This is a genomic window from Enterococcus sp. AAFC-DPL-5146, from assembly GCF_058216635.1.
This window is the reverse complement of record NZ_CM177103.1, coordinates 2,824,817-2,844,183: the sequence shown is the minus strand read 5'-3', so window position 1 is coordinate 2,844,183 and position 19,367 is coordinate 2,824,817. Positions and strand designations below refer to the sequence as shown.

Below are 19,367 nucleotides of genomic sequence, written 5' to 3'. Positions count from 1 at the left end.
TGTCAGGCCTTATTTTTAGTTAGTGTTCCAAGGGGGGCTTATTTTTAAACAGTTGTAGCAAGATCCAATAGGTCATAATTAAAAATAATCCAATCCAACTTAAAAACAATCCATTTTTCTCATTCGTTTTTGGCAGTAGTTTTTGCGCAGTGTCTACAAAAATAGGGGATTCTCTATAAACCTCGACAGTCACTTCACTTACGATATCTTCAGCACTCGCTGCATTAGGATAGTAAAACAAACCAGTAATGAATAGCAGAAAGAATAGAACAGTAGTTTTATTTTTTTCTTTTGTAAAAGACATAGCCGGCTCCTCCTAAAACCACTAAAGTAGCGACTACAGCAAAGATGATCCAGATTCGATTATTACTTGAAAGAACTTCTAAACCTTCATTAATATCACCTGAATCGGATCGTGAAATAGTGAAGTCGCTTTCCCAAACTGCATCAATATCCTTCGATTTTCCAACGATTTTTAAGACATAATCACCTGCTTTTAATTTAGAATTAACAAGAGATAATTCAGGAGAAAAGAGACTATTTGGTGCTATCTCAATACCAGACATACTATCTTTGAAAAGAATATCCGCTGATTTTCCTTTTTTATAGATTTCAAATGATAAATTTAGCTCTCTGATAATGTTTGACACTGGATTTTGAAAGGTCATATTTATTGCTTTTCCAGAGGGAGTTTTTGCTAAAGTCATACCTTTATAGTTTAGATGGATATCTTTATTGTCTTTGTTCACTCGTATCTTTACTGGAATATTATAGGCAAAGACATTATTTAATCCAGCTGCAGGTTGTTTTCCTTGTTCTTTTTCATGTATGTTGATGGCGCCTAAAATTATACCGTCAAAATTTTCTGTTTGAGATTTTAGCAGTATCTTTACTTGTTGGGTACTATTCGCTTCAACAATAATTTCTTTTTGTTCTACAGAAGCAATTTGCGAAAACTTATAGTGTTGGCTTTCGTCATATTTGTGATCAATATCGTAGCTAATTGCGCCATCTTTAGTTGTCATTCCATCTAAGAGGGCTAATTCCATTGTTTTGTCTTCATCAGACTCATTTGTGATCAGTAGTTCGATTGTTTGGTTAATTATTGATGATGTTCCTATATTAAAATAATCTTCGGTATTGTCTAACTGGTTGTCTGGAATGACTGGTTTGACATAGTAAGAGGTCCCAGCTGCTGAAACAATATTGGGGATTAATAATAAGAAAAATGAGAGCAACAGAAAGGAAGTAGGAAAAAAGACTTTTGTTTTCATTGCTTAAAACTCCTTTAGAAAAATTTTAAATAGGTATATTTGATTTTAGAGCTCGGAGCAAAACGAAAGAATAGTTTTGCTCCAAGCTCTTGTCTTTAGATTATACTTTAGGTGTTAATGTCCAAGTAATATTCGCGCCATATACTCCAGTTTGTAATAAACTGCTTTGACCGATTGCCAACTGTGGATTAAGTGTTACTGTTTTTCTTTCAGTGTTGCCTTCTTGGTAGCCGACTGTAAGAATTTGATGCTCATCACTATCATTCATTGTTACTTTATCAGTTGGTGATACCGTTTTATCTTCTGTAGAGGGTTCTAAAACAACAGCAAGTTTATTTAGTAAAAATCCTTTGTTTCCAAAAGGTCCATCTGTTAATTTAGATTTAACTGTCCATTCGTCTTTTGAACCTGAGCCTGTTCGTGTATCAATCACACTGATAGTTGCTTTTCCAACTTCTTTTTCTTTTAAAGTAGATAGATTGTCTTTTGTATTTAATTTTTCAAAGATGATGCTAGCTTCTGTATTTGCACTTTCGCTAAATTTCATTGTGCCTGCTGTAGTAAGATTTTCAACTTCTACAATAGCGTTACTTTTTACTGAGCCTTCTGCGTCTTCTTCTGTTTTAATTGGAGGCATCACGATTAATTCATTTTCTGGATTAAACGTAAATTCTAAAGGTAGTTCACCTGTGTAGGGTTCATGTTCAACGGTAATAGTGATATCTTTACCTTCTGCATCTTTACCGTTTCTAGAATAGGTGAATCGTTCATTATTTAGTTCTGTCAATTCTAAAGTTGCTGCATAGTTGCTACCTACAGAGATATGAGTTCTTTCTTTATTATCACGAATCACATCGTAATAACCAAAGTCGCCTCTAGTTTTACCTGTTGTATCGAAGAATTCATATCTGCCTGATTTTTTATCGTAACGAGCTAATCCTAAATAGCCTCTATTGTAATCAGAAACATCCTTGCCATCTGCATCAAGTGCTTTTGTTCCTTGCCAGAAAGTAGAAGCAAGAATATCAATACCTGGTTGATCTTTGATAATTGTACCTGTTTCTTTAGATAAGACAGGGGGTTGTGAGGTGAAGTTTAACTCACCTGAATAAGGAACATGTTCTACAAATACGAAACCATTTGATCCATCTTTTTGTACACCTTGTCTGCGATAAGTAAACATATCTTTATCTAATCTCACCATATCAACAACAACTCGGTAACCTAGCTCAGAGAGTAAAATTCTTTTTTTACCGTCTGGTGTAATGAAGAAGACACCTTTGTCTCCTCTAGATACATTGGTTTGTTTGTCGAAGAATTCATAGCGATTGGTTGTAGCATCATATTTTGCTCTACCAATAAAACCACTATTTTGACTTGTTACGTCATTTCCTTGTGCGTCATAGACAAATGTTCCTTCCCAATTTGTTGAGCCTATCACTTGGTTGGGCTCAAATTCTGCCGCAAATGCTTTTGCTCCGTTTGTCACAGCTATTAACATGAATAATAGTGTAAATAATGCGTAAACATAGGTATCCTTAAACGTTTTTCTTTTAATCATTTGTAAAACCTCCATTTTTTTATGTGTATAACTAGTGCTTTCACTACTTAATCTTACTTCAAGTTAGTAAACGGAGAATAAACAAAAAATAAACAAAATATAAATTTTTTTGTAGTAGCAGTTTTTTAGGACAAAAAACCACTCGAGTCACGTTATTTACTCGAGTGGTTCATATTATATTAGTCTGAAATGTGCATCTTCTTTTTGGCTGTTATTGAACGACTGTCCATTCATTAATAGTCTTCCCATTGGCATCAATCAGTTCAAGCCAACTATTTGTTCCGCCAAAATACAAAAATAAACCAACTTCATTCACACTTTTTAAAATGATATCTTCAGTTGTAACATTATTTTTTACCTTGTCTTTATGATCTTGTCGAATTCTTTCTCCCATTTTTGCAGAAAATCCTAGAGAACCATCTTTGTTGAGAGGGGGATTGGCCATCATTGTAGCGCCAGATTTTAGAAGCATTTCATTTCGTTTATGCCAAAGAGCGGTTGCTTTGCTTTCTCTTGTATCAATAAAAAACTCAATCTGACTGACTTCTTTAGTCCATTTATGACGAGCTTTAGCAGGTTTTGCTTTGGCTTTTTTAGGTTCTTCGTGGTGTTTTAAATAATAGCCAAAATTTTCAAGGACCAATAATACTTGATCTTTGTAGTCAGTAACTGTTTTTTCGTAATTCGCAGGAATATTTGATTCTTCTTGAGGCTTATTTACAAGTTTTATCCCGCTTTTTGTCGCATCAGCAATAAAAAGTTGTTCAAGATATTCTAGCTCAACATCCCATGGAGGAGTGACTGTGATTGCTTTGTTAAAATCGATATCTTGATAAGAAGAACTTAGTTCTGCTTTTTCAATTGCGACAATGTTGTTGTTCTTCAATAGAAAATAGATAGAGGGTTTTTCTAATGTAACTTTTCGATCGTCAGTATTAACTATGTTTATGGTACCTTGAGTGTTGTTAAATTGAATCGTTGTTTTGCTTTCAGTAATAAGTACCTCTAGTTTGATTTCCATGTAAGGCTCCTTTTGAAAAATAATTTTCTTTTTATATGTAGACTATGCTTGAAATACTCCACTTGAATTTTATCATTAAATTAGAAATAAGTCCTGTAGTGAAGCTGAAAATGAAAATTATTAGTTGCTCTATGAACATACAAGAGAGCAGGTAGAAAAAAGGATAGTTGTCTATTATAAAAAAAGTTGAGCATTATCTGTTGACTTTTCTCTCGAATGGCAGTAAGATTTAAATGTAACTTAAATTGTTACTAAGAGTTGGAGTGATAGACATGGCCATGTCAACGAAATTAAGCGTTGCGATTCATATTCTCAGTTTGATTGAAATCGGGCCTCCCGATCGTGTCAATTCTGAATTGATTGCATCTAGTGTAAATACAAATCCTGTTGTCGTCAGAAGATTAATGAGTAAGCTGAAAAAAGCTGGACTCATTCATACAAGTAGGGGCGCAACACAAACATATTTGCTGAAAAAAGCAGAAGATATTTCCCTTTATGATATTTACGAAGCTGTTGAATTAGATCATGAAGTATTCAATATTCATCAAAATCCTAATCCAAACTGTTTAGTAGGAGCAAACATTCAAACGGTTTTAGAAGAACAATATGTAAAAGTTCAACAAAGTATGGAATCAGAATTAAAAGAGATTGCTTTATCTGATGTGATTCATCAAATCAAGCAACAAGAGGCCTGAAAGAGTCTCTTCTCTTTTTAAATTTAAATGTAACAAAAAAAGTTTCATTAAATAGGAAGGAAGATTAAATATGAAAGTAGCAATTTTAGGAGCAAACGGAAAAGCAGGTTCAGCAATTTTGAAAGAAGCAAAAAAACGAGGTTTTGAGGTTACAGCGATTGTGCGTGACGCAGCAAAAATCACTGATGGAACACCAGTTATTGAAAAAGATGTATATGGTTTAACGACAGATGATGTGAAAGATTTTGACGTTTTGGTCAGTGCATTAGGTTTTTGGGGCGATGTTAGTGAGTTTACTGGTTCAACACAACACTTAATCGATATTTTGACAAATCAAAAAACACGTTTGTTAGTTGTCGGCGGAGCTGGAAGTTTATTTGTTAATCCAGAGCATACGCTACGTTTGAGTGAAACACCAGAGTTTCCAGAAGCATTTCAACCATTAGCAACTGCAATGGGTAAAGGGTTAGACTTATTAGAAGCCTCTAAAAATGTTAACTGGACATATATCAGCCCAGCAGCAGAATTTGACGCTGAAGGTCCAGCTACAGGTAAGTATGTTGCGGCTGGTGAAGAATTGGAAACAGATAAAGATGGTAAGAGCTATATTTCATATGCTGACTATGCAATCGCAATGGTAGATGAAATTCAAAATGGTGCGCATCTGAACCAACGTTTTAGTGTTCATCAATAGAAGGATAATAAAAAAAGAATTTCCCGTTAAACAGGGAAATTCTTTTTTTATGGGTTCCTTAGCCGAAACACTTAGAACAAGGAGTTAAGCCCCTACTTTGGGCCTCTTCTAATGTTGCTGGAGTGTAAGTGCCATTCCCACATTTACGGTTGTGATATTTGTCTCCAGTCCGAGTAACTAAAACCGTTTCTCCAGTTCCCTGTGTATTTGGAGCTGGGGTTTGAGCTGGCGCAGCTGCTTGTGCTTGCTGTTGTTCAGCCGCAATTTTTTGAGCTTCTTGTTCGGCTTTTTTCTGAGCTTCAGCGACTCTTTTGGCTTCTTCTTTTTGAGTAGTGAGAGTTTGTTTAACTTTATTTGCTCGATTGGTTAAATCTGTATTGTTATTTGGAAGTTCTTTGATTTTAGCGATTGCTAAATTGTAATGCTCATCTGTCGGTTCTTGTTCTGCTTTTTCCACCGCTTCACGGGCAGTTGCAAGTTGTTTTTCGGCTTTCTCTTTTTCCGTGATTTTTTGTTGAAGGGTGTTTAACCTTCTTAATAAAGATTCTTTATTTAAAGTTGCTTTGGCTACTAAGGCATTAGCAGAATCTATATGTTCTTTTGTTTGCTTTGTTTCTGCCAGTTCGAGAGCTTCATAAATAGGTACGTTTTCTTTTACGATTGCTAGACGATTAGTTAAATCCTCTTGTTCTTTAGTCAGAGAAGTGACACGAGTTGCAGCTTCATCATAATTTTTTTGCGTAGGCTTTTTTTCGGCTAAAACTAAGGCAGTTTCCGCTTTTTTTATTGATTCTTGTTCTTGTTTTTCTTCATTTAAAAAAGCAACAAAGGCTTTTGATGGTCGAAGCTCGATTGTTTTTGCTTTATCATTGTCACCAATTGAAGCGACAAAAGTTAGTTTTTTCGTTTGGTCATCTTTCAAGGTTACTTCATAAGAAAATAAACCTTTTTTAGTTTTAATTTTTTCTCCATCTAGAGTGATCTGACTTTGATCATTTGTTTTTCCTGTGATTATTACTGTTCCTTCAGCATTTGTTTCTACTGATTCTTCAGTTAATTCTATTTGCGGCATTGTGGGCAGTAAAGAGGTAGCTCCAATCATCACGATAAAACTAATTCCAGTTAAAAGTAATGCTTTCTTCTTCGGTTGTTTTTTAATGAATGCTTTTACTGAAAAAATGCCTCCAACAATTACCCCTAAAAAACCAACCAACATAATAAAAGTTCCCATAAATCTCTTTCTCCTCCTTAGTTGTCTCGAATTATTGTCTTTCTAAAATACTTACTCTTAAAATGAAAAAATTTAGTATCAGCTTCTAAAATTAGACAATATACGAATATACAAATTGTATCATATTATTATTAAAATGATAATTAATCTATCTTTTAAATAATAATACGAGTGAGTCATTTAAAGGTTATAAAAAAATTTCATGTGATAAAATGAAATAAGAATCGTTTACGTATCTTATTAGAGAAGAGGAGAAAAATGAAAGCAGAGATCATTGCAGTTGGTACAGAGTTGTTATTAGGTCAAGTCGTAAATACAAATGCAACATTTTTATCAGAAGAGTTAGCAAACTTAGGAATCGAGGTGTATTATCATACCGTAGTGGGAGATAACCCACAGCGTTTGGAACAATTATTAGTTGAAGCGCAACGTCGCAGTGACTTAATCGTTTTATGTGGCGGTCTAGGACCGACAGAAGATGATTTAACGAAAGATACAGTTGCGGCGCATATCCATCGTTCTTTAGTACAAGATGAACAAGCACTGGCTCGACTTCATGAATTTTTTGCATTTTCAAAAAGTAAAATGACGGAAAATAATTTGAGGCAGACTCTGATGATTGACGGAGGCATTGCAGTTCAAAATCCGACAGGACTGGCTGTTGGAACACTGATTACTGAAGATGAAACGACCTATTTATTATTGCCAGGGCCACCTAGTGAATTAAAGCCAATGTTTCAGCAAAATGTTCGACCATTGTTAGAGGAACTATTTCCACAAGAAGAGCAGCTGATTTCTAGAGTTCTTAGATTTTATGGCATTGGTGAATCACAGTTAGTAACAGAATTAAAAGTGTTGATCGATGATCAGACAAATCCAACGATAGCACCTTACGCCAAACCAAATGAAGTGACATTGCGTTTAACAGCTAAAGTCACCGATAAAGCAGAAGGTGAGCAGCTATTAGATTATTTAGAAGCCCAAGTTATGGCAAAAGTAGGGGAATATTTCTATGGGTATGGGGATGAGAACAGTCTAGTAAAAGTAACGGTAGATGCATTGAAAAAGTACGGAAAAACTGTCTCAGCAGCGGAAAGTCTAACAGTAGGTCTTTTCCAAAGTACATTGGGAGATATCTCTGGTGTGTCAGAAGTATTTAAAGGAGGTTTTGTCACATATTCTCTTGAAACCAAAGAACAATTTTTAGCAATTGATCGCAAGTTACTAGAAAAAGAAGGAACGGTCAGTGAAGCATGTGCAATCGCTATGGCTGAACAAACAAGAAAGCTGACAGATGCTGATTTTGCTGTATCATTTACAGGTGTTGCAGGCCCTAATGAATTAGAAGGACAACCAGCAGGGACTGTTTGGATTGGACTGGCAGAAAAAGGACAACCAACGACAGCGGTTCTCCAACATTTTAATCGTGATCGAAAGTCTATTCGTCAAAGTGCCGTGATGAAAGGGTTAGACTTGATTCGAAGAGCAGTAAATAAGAAAAAATAAAAAAGGCGAATGTTTGTTCGTTTTTCTCTTGCTTTTTTTAAATAAACCAGTTATGATATATTTATTGAAAAGGAATTTAAATCGTTTATATATAAGGAGGATTATCGATTGGCAGATGATCGTAAAGTGGCCTTAGATGCCGCACTAAAAAAAATCGAAAAAAACTTTGGTAAAGGTTCAGTAATGAAATTAGGGGAAAAGATCGACCAACAGATCTCAACTATTCCTAGTGGTTCTCTTGCATTAGATGTTGCATTAGGTGTAGGTGGTTATCCTCGTGGACGAATCGTTGAAGTTTATGGACCAGAGAGTTCAGGTAAAACAACGGTAGCCTTACATGCAATCGCTTCTGTACAGAAACAAGGTGGAACAGCAGCCTTTATCGATGCTGAACATGCCTTAGATCCTCAGTATGCCCAAGCATTAGGTGTAAATATTGATGAATTACTTCTCTCACAACCAGATACGGGTGAGCAAGGATTAGAAATCGCGGATGCGTTAGTTTCAAGTGGAGCTATCGATATCGTTGTTATTGACTCTGTTGCAGCCCTAGTACCTCGTGCAGAAATTGATGGAGAAATGGGCGCTAGTCACGTTGGACTGCAGGCACGTTTGATGTCACAGGCTTTACGTAAGCTTTCAGGTTCTATCAATAAGACGAAGACAATCGCGATTTTCATTAACCAAATTCGTGAAAAAGTTGGTGTTATGTTTGGTAACCCTGAAACAACACCTGGTGGACGTGCCTTGAAGTTCTATGCCACTGTTCGTTTAGAAGTAAGACGTGCAGAACAATTGAAGCAAGGAACAGATATTATCGGTAACCGCACTAAGATTAAAGTGGTTAAAAATAAAGTCGCACCACCATTTAAAGTAGCTGAAGTAGATATTATGTACGGTCAAGGAATCTCTCAAGAGGGAGAATTACTTGATATGGCTGTTGAAAAAGATATCGTTGACAAGAGCGGTGCTTGGTACAGCTATAAAGAAGAGCGAATTGGTCAAGGTCGTGAAAATGTCAAAGTTTATATGACTGAACATCCAGAAATGGTGGAAGAGGTTTCTAAACGTGTTCGTGATGCTTTTGGTATCGGTGATGGAACAACGACTGCTATTGAAGTAGAAGAAGGACAAGAAGAACTACCTCTTGACGAAGAATAATATACTTTATAAAACAAACCAATAAGCGTTTTTAAAAGCTTTTTATTGGTTTGTTTTTTTTGCGGCAGTAAATATTTTATGCAACAGAGCTCTTTCGTCTAGAAAGGGCTTTTTTGAGTTGACACACTGGGATACAAACATTAGAATAAAGTTGTATGTAAATACACTTATGCAAGTAGGCATATTGATAATTGATTATAGTTTATCAGAAAACTACATGAATATTGAAAATTTGAAGATAGTCCGGAGGTGGAAACAATGGGTTTAGAAATTCTCCTCGCTATCATCGGTGTAATTGTCGGTCTTGGTTTAGGGTTAGTCGTTGCAAAATCACGTCATGAAAAGGCTATAGATGGTGCAAAGTCGTCTGCAGAAGGTATAATTGGACTTGCCAATAAAGAAGCGGAAACTCTGAAAAAAGCAGCTTTATTAGAAGCTATGGAAGAGAACCAGAAGTATCGATCAGAAATTGAAAGTGAGTTGAAAGAAAGCAAAGTAGAACTTAAATCTCAAGAAAATCGTTTATTACAAAGAGAACAAACGTTAGATCGTAAAGATGATTCTCTTGAAAAACGTGAAAACTCACTGGAAGAAAAAGAAGAGAAACTTGGTGCTAGACAGCAATTAATTGATGAGCGAGAAAAAGATGTAGAAGAACTAGTTGAAAAGCAACACCAAGAAATAGAACGTATTGCTTCACTATCTAAAGATGAAGCAAAAGATATCATCATGAAATCAACAGAAGAAGAATTAAGTCATGAGTTGACAGTGATGGTCAAAGAATCTGAACAACGTGCCAAAGAAGAATCAGATCGTAAAGCCAAAAACTTACTTTCTCTAGCGATTCAACGATGTGCAGCGGATTCAGTCTCTGAAACAACTGTTTCTGTTGTTAGTTTACCAAACGATGAGATGAAAGGAAGAATCATCGGCCGTGAAGGACGTAACATTCGTACATTAGAGACCTTAACAGGAATCGACTTGATTATTGATGATACGCCGGAAGCTGTTGTACTTTCTGGTTTTGATCCAATTCGTAGAGAAATCGCTCGTATGACTCTTGAAAAATTGATTCAAGATGGTCGGATTCATCCAGCCCGTATTGAAGAAATGGTTGAAAAATCTCGTAAAGAAATGGATGAACGTATTCGTGAATACGGAGAACAAGCAGCCTTTGAAGTGGGGGCGCACACTTTACATCCAGATTTGATTAAGATTTTAGGTCGTTTACGTTTCCGTACAAGTTATGGACAAAACGTGTTGAATCACTCAATCGAAGTTGCTAAGTTAACTGGAGTATTGGCTGCAGAGATTGGTGAAGATGTTCAATTAGCGAAACGCGCTGGATTATTACATGATATCGGTAAAGCATTGGATCATGAAATTGAAGGCTCTCACGTAGAGATTGGTGCTGAATTAGCTACTAAATACAAAGAAAATTCAACAGTTATCAATGCGATTGCATCCCATCATGGTGACGTAGAAGCAACTTCTGTTATTTCTGTATTGGTTGCTGCGGCAGATGCTTTATCAGCTGCTAGACCAGGTGCTCGTAGCGAATCGATGGAAAATTATATTCGACGTTTAGAAAACTTAGAAAATATTTCTAATGGATTCGAGGGTGTTGAGTCTAGTTTTGCGGTACAAGCTGGACGTGAAGTCCGTGTAATGGTTAAACCAGATGAAATCACAGACTTAGAAGCTGTTCGTTTAGTTAGAGATATTCGTAAGAAGATCGAAGACGACTTGGATTACCCTGGTCACATCAAAGTGACGGTTATCCGAGAAACACGCGCAGTAGATTACGCGAAATAGCAAAATATAACTTAGAAAGAAGCAATGTCTTAAGGCACATTGCTTCTTTTTTTGTTTTTTCATATAATTAGAAAAAATTCAGAATATTTTTACTAAAATCAACCTAGTGTTTTAATTACGACAAACCAGCAAATTTGATATATTTATTATAGCTTTTATTAAAATTGGGGGTTTTTTATATGAAATTAAAGAAAAGTGCCTTACTAGGCTTGATTACTTTATCAAGTATTGCCTTAGTTGCTTGTGGCGGGAACGCTAAAAATGCTAGCGACGGTTCAGGTAGTGATGGGAAAGTTTTTAGATTCATTGAAAGACAAGAAATGCCGACTGCTGACCCTTCAGTAGCAACAGATGAAGTAAGTTTTATTGCTTTGAATAATGTCTATGAAGGAATTTATCGTCTAGATAAAGAGAATAAACCTCAGCCAGCAGGAGCGGCCGAAAAAGCTGAAGTCAGTGAAGATGGTCTAACATACAAAATTAAATTAAGAGAAGATGCAAAATGGACAGATGATAAACCAGTAACATCTGCGGATTTTGTTTACGGTTGGCAAAGGACAGTTGATCCAAAGACAGGATCAGAGTATGCTTACATGTTTAACTCTGTAAAAAATGCTGAAAAAATTTCTAAAGGTGAAATGAAAAAAGAAGACCTTGGAATCAAAGCTATTGGTGAGTATGAATTAGAAATTACTTTAGAAAAAGCAACACCATATTTTGATTACTTGTTAGCCTTCCCATCGTTCTTACCACAAAGACAAGATATTGCTGAAAAATACGGCAAAGACTATACAACAGCTAGTGATAAAGCAGTCTACAACGGACCATTCACTTTAACTGATTTTGATGGTCCAGGAACAGATACAAGTTGGTCTTACACAAAAAATGATAAATACTGGGATAAAGATACAGTAAAATTAGATAAAGTAGCAATCGATGTTGTAAAAGAAGCTCCAACATCATTAAACTTATTCCAAGATGGTCAAGCAGATGAAGTGCCATTGTCTGGTGAATTAGCGCAACAAATGAAAAATGAACCAAACTATATTACTTTAAAAGGAGCCTCAACATTCTATCTTGAACCAAACCAAAGAGAAGAAACATCGCCTTACCGTAATGTAAATCTACGAAAAGCATTATCTTATGCAATTGATCGTAAGGCGTTAGTTGAGCAAATTTTAGCAAATGGTTCAACAGTTCCAACAGGCTTAGTTCCCGTTGGTCTAGCAACTGATCCGAAAACAAACGAAGACTTTACAAAAGAACTTGGTGATGAAGTTGCATATAATGTAGATAAGGCCAAAGAATCATGGAAAAAAGCCAAAGACGAATTAGGTATTTCTACACTATCAGTAGATTTATTGATTGATGATACAGACAATGCGAAGAAAATGGCTGAGTATCTACAAGGAACGTTATCTGATACTTTGGATGGGCTAAAAGTATCTGTTAGCCCTGTACCATTCTCTGTTCGTTTGGATCGTTCAAACAAAGGGGACTTCCAAATTGCAGTTACAGCTTGGGGTGCTGATTATGCTGATCCAAGTAGTTTCTTAGATTTATTTACAACAGGTAACTCTTATAATAGAGGACACTATTCGAACCCTGAATATGATAAATTAGTAAATAATGCTGCAACTACGAATGCAAATGATCCAGAAGCACGTTGGCAAGATATGTTGGATGCAGAAAAAGTATTGATGGGTGACATGGGTGTTATTCCATTGTATCAAAAATCTGAAGCACATCTTCGTTCTGACAAAGTCAAAGATGTTGTGTATCACCCAACAGGCGCAAAATATGACTTCAAATGGACTTATATTGAAGATTAAAACAGTTTATAAAACTCTTCTTGTAATTATGCAAGAAGAGTTTTTTTTGTATAAATAGTTATTATTCCTACATTACTTAAAGTTGGAGTAAACGTGTTCTACTTATTGTATGACAAATGTCATATAGATCGGTGACAAACGCTTCTAATATAATCTCCTAACATTAGGTATGATAAGTCCATAAGTAAAGGGGAGAAAAAAATGATCAAAGTAAATAATCTAACGAAAACAATCAATAAAAAAACAATCTTAAAGCAAGTTTCATTAACTGTTAGTAAAGGAGAAATAATTGCTTTAGTTGGTCCAAATGGCGCAGGGAAAACGACCTTGATCAATTGTTTAACAGGTTTGATTCATTCAACAAGTGGTGAAATCAAGCTTTTTGGGAAAAATCCAATGAATAAAAAAAATAAACTCAATATGGGTGTAATGCTCCAAGAGAGTACAACGTTAGAAAATGTTAAAGTCAAAGAGCTATTTACTCTATTTCGTAGCTTCTATCCGCAACCACTGTCGTTAAAAGAATTATTAAAACTGACTGGTTTAAATGAACATCAAAATACCTACACAACTAAATTATCCGGCGGGCAAAAACGCCGTTTAACATTTGGCTTAGCGATTATCGGCAACCCAGACTTGATTTTCTTAGATGAACCGACAACAGGTATGGATGTGACTAGCCGTAAAATTTTCTGGAACAAAATCAATACACTAAGAGAACAAGGCAAAACAATTATTTTAACTACACATTATTTAGAAGAAATCGAAAAAGTAGCCAGTCGAATTTTACTAATGAAACAAGGAGAGATCGTTCATGATGGGACATTGAAGAGCATTCAGTCAGAAATGTTGCAAAACAAACTGAGTTTTCAGCTATTAGATCAAACAACTTACGAAAAATTGGCTGCATTACCTTATGTGTCATCAGTCGAAAAAGAGGCAGACCAAGTAATTCTTTATACCGAAAATAGTGATGAAACACTTTTAGAATTAATCGCAGAAAATATCAAATACGCCAATTTATTGATTGTGCCAGGAAACTTAGAAATGGTCTTCAACACATTGGTAGAGGAGGAAAACAAATGAACGCATTAATTATACAAACCAAAACGGACTTGAACCGTTCGTTATTTAGAAGTAAACCATTTATCTTTTTTTCATTAGGAATGCCCGTCGGATTTTATCTACTTTTTACTAAAGTCTTTAATATGGGGGTTCCAGAAGAACACATGGGTATTTTTTATAAAGATAGTATGATCCAAATGGCGACATATAGTGTAATGATCAGTTCATTATTTTCTTTCTCTATGACGTTAATTGAAGATCGCAAGCAAGGGCTGAAGCAGTTTCTACGTTTATCCCCACTTCCGGAAAGCATTTATTATACCAGCAAGATTTTGACTCAATTTTTAATCAATATTTTATTACTGATTGTCATTTTTCTAGTAGGTCATTTTGTAAACGGAGTAGAAATGACGACAAGCGCTTGGTTGACTAGCGGATTATGGATTTTGTATGGCTGTTTACCGATTACAGCGTTAGCTACGATCATCAGTTTAGTGAAAGATCCTAATACTGCAAGTGTACTGAACAATATGGTTTTGATGCCATTAGCGATCGTCAGTGGGTTATGGTGGCCGATCGACATGTTTCCAGAAGTAGTTAAAAAAATTGCTGAAGGTTTACCGACATTTTATGCAGCACAAGGAGCAAAACAATTAGCAGATGGTCAATTGCCGGATATAAAAGGAATTTTGATCATTTTCGTTTATTTCATTGTCCTTATGGTATTATCAATATATCTGAATGGGCGCAAAGAAGAAGTAAGACGTTAGGGGAAAGTTATGATTGGAAAATTTAGGTTGTATCCGAAAGAAGATGGATTTGTCGCATTTATTTGGCTGATTTTTATATTGATTCCGATTATTGCGATGTTTCCGTATGATAATTTTGATAAACAACTGGCATTAGTTGTGTTGGGGATTTTTGTTGTGACATATCGAAATTGTTTATTTAATGGGAAGTGGTTTCCGTTTTGGATGGGTTTGATGTATGTGATATCACTGTTTTATACAGTGTACTTTGGCTATATTTATTTATTTATCTATCCAGCGTGGATGATTGGTTTTATACCGATGAAGAAAAATACATTTCGCTATTATTATGTTGCCTTATTGTGCATGCTTACACCAGTTCCGTTTGCATTGAATCAGTTACCAAATTATATGACAGATGAGTTTAGAATCACGATTTTCGTGTATGGATTTTTTATCTGTGCGGCTCCTTTTGCGGGGCGTTCGATTCGTAAACAAGCACAACTACGTAAGCAGATGTATCAATCAACGCAACGAATGGAATATGTTATTAAACAAGAAGAACGCTATCGAATTGCTAGAGATTTGCATGATACATTAGGGCAATCGTTATCAATCATGACCATTAAAGCGGAACTTGCTGGTAAGCTTATAGATAAAGATTCTAAACTAGCCAAAAAAGAAATGCTAGAAGTTGCTGACACATCAAGAGGTACCTTAAAAACTGTGCGGGAAATTGTTTCAAGTATGCGTTATGTTTTGATTGTTGAAGAAATGATTACGATTGAAAAAAATCTACGAACAGCGAAAATTATTTTGTCCACGGAAGGAGAGGAATTAACAGAGGGGATTCCAACCGATATTCAAAATACAGTGAGTTATTGCTTAAGAGAATGTATCACAAACGTAATTCGTCACAGTAAAGCCAGTCAGTGTAAAATCTGTATTGAAAAAGAGGCAACGGAATACATTTTTATGGTTGAAGATGATGGTCGTGGGATGAGACAATCAATGCATGGGAATGGGCTAACTGGACTAAGTGAGCGAGTTGAAAGTATTGATGGAGAGCTGAAATTTACTCAGAAGAATGGAACGAAGGTTGTATTTACAGTACCTGTGAATAAAAAAGAGGAGATAATCAATGATTAAATTAATTATTGCAGAAGACCAAGGATTATTGTCGTCTGCCCTAGCAACAATTTTAAGTTTAGAAGAAGATTTAGATGTTGTAGGGATTGCTAAAAATGGTGTAGAAGCATCAGAACTGATTAAAGCCCACCAACCTGATGTTTGTTTGACAGATATCGAGATGCCATTGAAAACTGGTTTGGATTTAGCCGAAGAGTTAAAAGGGCAAGTACAAAAAGTTATTATCTTGACGACATTCGCCAAAGAAGGATACTTTGAACGTGCGGTCAAAGCAGATGTAGCTGGCTATCTTTTAAAAGATACACCGACAGATGAATTGATTGGAAATATCCGTGCTGTTATGCAAGGCAAAAAGTTTTATTCACCTGAACTTGTGACAGGGCTATTTTCACAACAAGAAAATCCGTTGACTGAGAGGGAACAAGAAGTATTGCTAGCAGTTGGTGAAGGCTTGTCTTCTAAGGAGATTGCTGGGAAATTATTTTTGACTAGTGGAACGGTGCGAAATTATATGTCTGAGATTTTGAATAAGTTAGATGCAAAAAATCGGATTGAAGCAGTGGGTATTGCAAAGGAAAAAGGGTGGATATAGGTGATGAAACACTAATTAAGCGATAAGAAGTGTTCTACGTTCGGAACAAGGTTATTTATCCAATTTCAAACTATTAAAAGAACTTTCCTTATTAATTAATTTTTTTATAAATATGATTTAATTGAATATTCTCGTGTTTTTTATCATTTATTATATAAAAAGCACATTTTTATATAAGGAGCTTAATCATGAAAAAAACCATTACCAGCTTATTTATTTTGGCAATCACACTATTTTTGCTGCCTTTATCAAGCGAAGCAGCCCAGATCAACTTTTACGATATTGACAATCTTAGTCCACAAGAACAAGCTGCGATTATTAAGGAAAAGCCTTCAGTAAGTGAAAAGTATGGACAGTATAATCTTATTTACCAAAAAGCATCAGCTGCTGCAAATTCTGATAATAGTTCTAATTTAGGATTATTGATTGGACCAAAGAATGACGGGAGTACTTCAAAAACAAGTAATCAGTCTAAATTGCCAAAAGCAGGAGAGTTTGAGCATTCTAACTTGTTGTTATGTGGAAGTGGGTTTATAGTTGCTAGTTTGTTTATTTTTTATAAACGGAGAAAGTATAGTAAACTATTGCTTATCATTATTATTCCAGCGGCTATAAGTAGTTCATCCATGATGGCTTTAGCGGCAGGAGAACCATTGCTTCTTGAAGAAAATATTTCAATATCTAAGGGTGAAACAAAGATTATTGAACCAACTCTAATCGAAGGATATGAATACATAGGGTACTATCCAAGTTCTGAAGTGATACCGCCAACAATCGAATCAACAGTCACTGTACGTTATATAGATGAAAATAGTGAAGAGATTCATGAAGTCAAAACAATCCACGGAACTATTGGCGAAGTTTATGACGTGTCTTCTGAACAATTTAAGTTACCTATAGCGAATTACACCTTGAACGAAAACAAATTGCCAAATAATTCAGTAGGGACATTTAAAGAAGACGCTCAGACAGTTACTTATGAATACAAGAAAGAGCCTGTTGTTGAAAAAGGAAAGGTAACGATTTATTACTTGGATAAGACAGGGGGAGAAATCCAGCCTGCAGATACCTTAAGTGGTGAATTAGGTCAGGGATTTCATGTAGAGAAAAAAGAAATCACGAATTTTTTGTTTGAACATGCAGAAGGTGAACTTGAGGGAGTATTTTCAACAGATGAGACGGTCATCAAATTATATTATACAGATGAAGTGAAAATAAATATTCATTATATTGACAAAAATACGAAAGCCCCACTTGCCTTAAACTCGCTTCAATATTATGCAGAGTACTTACGACCTGATGTGAGTGATATTGATGATTACTATTACACAAGTTCATACAATGGGAAGACCTATATACCAGGTAGTGTTGTAGCGCCGGATGAACTAGTTGTAAAAGTTGGAACGGTGTACACTTTGCCGAAAGAAATCAAATTTTTAATAACGAAACCAGATGGACAAACGATGAATACATTTAATTTTCCGAAGATTATTAAAATCCCAGATGTAGGATCGATTACAGCTATTGATAGTTATTCAAACTATTTATATTTTAATGAAAAACCAGAGTACATCCCAGAAAATTATACTGGGGCGGCAGATCAACTGGAGATCGATGTGACGTATGAATTAACATCTACAACACTTTACATTCCTGACTGGTAAGATTAAAAAAAACAAGTAAGAGACAAGTGTTGTTTCTTGCTTGTTTTTTGAATTTCATGACTAATACTGGAGTCAAAAGCAACTGTTACGATTACTATTTTTGCTAATAAAATCACTTCTCTTTCGAAATAGATTTTAAATAGGAATCCCTTTTTTATTGTTTCGATTTGTAACTTTTCTCGTAACTAAAAATAAACCAAAAACAAACTGACCTAGTGTCTGTCTTTGTTTTTGGTTTATTTTTGACTATTTAGCTGGAGGTAACGAAAAACTAGCTACAAAATAACCGTCCATTTGGTCGAACATATATGAAGTTTCTCGGTATTGTTTTAGTTGCTTAATAAAAATAGGAATCCCTTTTCCTTGATGGCCTTTTTTTGTCGTAAAATGATTTTCAAAAATACGTTCTAGTGAAGCTGAATTATTTGAAGCATTCTTAACTTCTATTAAAAGGAAACCATTCCGTTTTTCAATTGTTAGCTGAATCAGTGGTTTTTCAACGTCAAGTGAGGCGTCAACTGCATTATCTAGAAGAATAGATAAACAGCGAATAAAATCGATTAAATGGATGGTGATATCAGTATAAGAGATCGTTTGATTAATCGAAATTTGGATGGGAATTTGTTTTTTTGAACAATCTTCAAAAAAATTAATCAATATTCCTTGCACAGGAGGAATATTGATAGTAGAAATCTGGGTATAATAATCCGTTTCAGTAAATGGAGCAGAATATTCAATAATTGAATCTAAGTAATGCCTTGCCTGATCATCCTGATTGTGATCAAGCTGGTTTTTTAAACTTAAAAGAATGTTTCGATAGTCATGTCTAAATTCGTTAGCCAAATTGATATTTTCCGAGTCTTGTATGCTTTTTTTTGAAAGAAGAGAAAACTGCTGTTGTTGTAGATACGATCGGCCAATGAGAGAAGCAACATAAGAATAAGCAGCTGAAAGAACTAATAAAAGACCGGTAAGGTAAAAAAAACGACTAGTTTCAAGTCTCTTTGAATCAGTGACTCTAAGTATGACTAGTGAGCAGAAAAGAATTAAGCTTGCGATAGACTGAATCATATATTTTTTTTGAATATGTGACATAGCTTCATAAATTTGATACTTAGCATTTATTTTCTTTGTAATGAGTAAAAAGATGAATAGAAACAACTGTTGAAAAAAAAGAGCAGGTGGTTGGAGATTTTCAAACTGAGCTGATGCAATGAACTTATAGATCCATAAGAAATGGATAAGATCCCAAGTAATCAACCAAGAAAGGATCATCAATGTTATTTCTATCAAAAAATAAAAGGAAATCAATATCCAATTTTTTAAGAAGTGATACATAAAGATCATTTGAATAATCA

Annotated in this window: 17 protein-coding genes; 11 read left to right on the top strand and 6 right to left on the bottom strand. The window is 35.1% G+C overall.

What is annotated here, in order from left to right; translation table 11 throughout:
- Window positions 1-19: 19 nt before the first annotated feature.
- From AC4BB2_RS12975 to AC4BB2_RS12960, 4 genes are all read right to left on the bottom strand, one after another.
- Entirely contained in the window at window positions 20-304 is a 285-nt protein-coding gene (locus AC4BB2_RS12975; RefSeq protein ID WP_490473323.1) for an LPXTG cell wall anchor domain-containing protein, read from the bottom strand.
- A complete protein-coding gene (locus AC4BB2_RS12970) occupies window positions 279-1,274 on the bottom strand; it encodes a WxLIP family cell surface protein (RefSeq protein ID WP_490473322.1) in 996 nt (331 codons plus the stop codon). The genes AC4BB2_RS12975 and AC4BB2_RS12970 overlap by 26 nt, the downstream gene beginning before the upstream one ends.
- Before the next feature lie 100 nt (window positions 1,275-1,374).
- Window positions 1,375-2,835, bottom strand: coding sequence for a DUF4822 domain-containing protein (locus AC4BB2_RS12965; RefSeq protein WP_490473321.1), 1,461 nt, complete (start codon window positions 2,833-2,835; stop codon window positions 1,375-1,377).
- Window positions 2,836-3,046: 211 nt separating this feature from the next.
- Window positions 3,047-3,856: a hypothetical protein gene (locus tag AC4BB2_RS12960; protein WP_490473320.1), complete on the bottom strand. Its 810-nt coding sequence runs from the start codon at window positions 3,854-3,856 to the stop codon at window positions 3,047-3,049.
- Window positions 3,857-4,128: 272 nt separating this feature from the next.
- Here AC4BB2_RS12960 and AC4BB2_RS12955 point away from each other — a divergent pair, with 272 nt between their 5' ends.
- Entirely contained in the window at window positions 4,129-4,551 is a 423-nt protein-coding gene (locus tag AC4BB2_RS12955) for an Rrf2 family transcriptional regulator (RefSeq protein ID WP_490473319.1), read from the top strand.
- A gap of 70 nt (window positions 4,552-4,621) precedes the next feature.
- Complete coding sequence (locus AC4BB2_RS12950; RefSeq protein ID WP_490473318.1) at window positions 4,622-5,245, top strand: NAD(P)-dependent oxidoreductase; 624 nt, start codon at window positions 4,622-4,624, stop codon at window positions 5,243-5,245.
- A 58-nt stretch (window positions 5,246-5,303) separates the two neighbouring features.
- On the opposite strand, the gene AC4BB2_RS12945 is transcribed toward AC4BB2_RS12950, so the two are convergent.
- Window positions 5,304-6,476, bottom strand: coding sequence for a hypothetical protein (locus AC4BB2_RS12945; protein WP_490473317.1), 1,173 nt, complete (start codon window positions 6,474-6,476; stop codon window positions 5,304-5,306).
- A 258-nt stretch (window positions 6,477-6,734) separates the two neighbouring features.
- Between AC4BB2_RS12945 and AC4BB2_RS12940 the strand changes: the two genes are divergently transcribed.
- From AC4BB2_RS12940 to AC4BB2_RS12900, 9 genes are all read left to right on the top strand, one after another.
- A complete protein-coding gene (locus AC4BB2_RS12940) occupies window positions 6,735-7,982 on the top strand; it encodes a competence/damage-inducible protein A (protein WP_490473316.1) in 1,248 nt (415 codons plus the stop codon).
- A 108-nt stretch (window positions 7,983-8,090) separates the two neighbouring features.
- Entirely contained in the window at window positions 8,091-9,143 is a 1,053-nt protein-coding gene (recA, locus tag AC4BB2_RS12935; protein ID WP_490473315.1) for a recombinase RecA, read from the top strand.
- Between the two features lie 258 nt (window positions 9,144-9,401).
- Window positions 9,402-10,958, top strand: coding sequence for a ribonuclease Y (rny, locus tag AC4BB2_RS12930; RefSeq protein ID WP_490473314.1), 1,557 nt, complete (start codon window positions 9,402-9,404; stop codon window positions 10,956-10,958).
- Between the two features lie 179 nt (window positions 10,959-11,137).
- Window positions 11,138-12,790, top strand: a complete 1,653-nt coding sequence (locus tag AC4BB2_RS12925; protein ID WP_490473313.1) for a peptide ABC transporter substrate-binding protein — start codon at window positions 11,138-11,140, stop codon at window positions 12,788-12,790.
- 201 nt (window positions 12,791-12,991) lie between these two features.
- Window positions 12,992-13,876 carry an ABC transporter ATP-binding protein gene (locus AC4BB2_RS12920; RefSeq protein WP_490473312.1) on the top strand — a complete coding sequence of 295 codons (885 nt, stop codon included), beginning with the start codon at window positions 12,992-12,994 and terminating at the stop codon, window positions 13,874-13,876.
- On the top strand, window positions 13,873-14,625 hold the full coding sequence (locus tag AC4BB2_RS12915) for an ABC transporter permease (protein WP_490473311.1): 753 nt from the start codon (window positions 13,873-13,875) through the stop codon (window positions 14,623-14,625). Before AC4BB2_RS12920 ends, AC4BB2_RS12915 begins: the two co-directional genes overlap by 4 nt.
- 9 nt (window positions 14,626-14,634) lie before the next feature.
- The gene (locus tag AC4BB2_RS12910; RefSeq protein ID WP_490473310.1) at window positions 14,635-15,753 is read left to right on the top strand and encodes a sensor histidine kinase; all 1,119 of its coding nucleotides are present in this window, start codon (window positions 14,635-14,637) and stop codon (window positions 15,751-15,753) included.
- Window positions 15,746-16,345: a response regulator transcription factor gene (locus AC4BB2_RS12905; protein WP_490473309.1), complete on the top strand. Its 600-nt coding sequence runs from the start codon at window positions 15,746-15,748 to the stop codon at window positions 16,343-16,345. The genes AC4BB2_RS12910 and AC4BB2_RS12905 overlap by 8 nt, the downstream gene beginning before the upstream one ends.
- Window positions 16,346-16,533: 188 nt before the next feature.
- Window positions 16,534-18,009, top strand: coding sequence for a MucBP domain-containing protein (locus tag AC4BB2_RS12900; protein WP_490473308.1), 1,476 nt, complete (start codon window positions 16,534-16,536; stop codon window positions 18,007-18,009).
- A gap of 246 nt (window positions 18,010-18,255) precedes the next feature.
- Here AC4BB2_RS12900 and AC4BB2_RS12895 read toward each other — a convergent pair whose 3' ends face one another.
- Window positions 18,256-19,269 (bottom strand): sensor histidine kinase, encoded by a 1,014-nt coding sequence (locus AC4BB2_RS12895; RefSeq protein WP_490473307.1) that lies wholly within the window; start codon window positions 19,267-19,269, stop codon window positions 18,256-18,258.
- Between the last annotated feature and the right edge of the window lie 98 nt (window positions 19,270-19,367).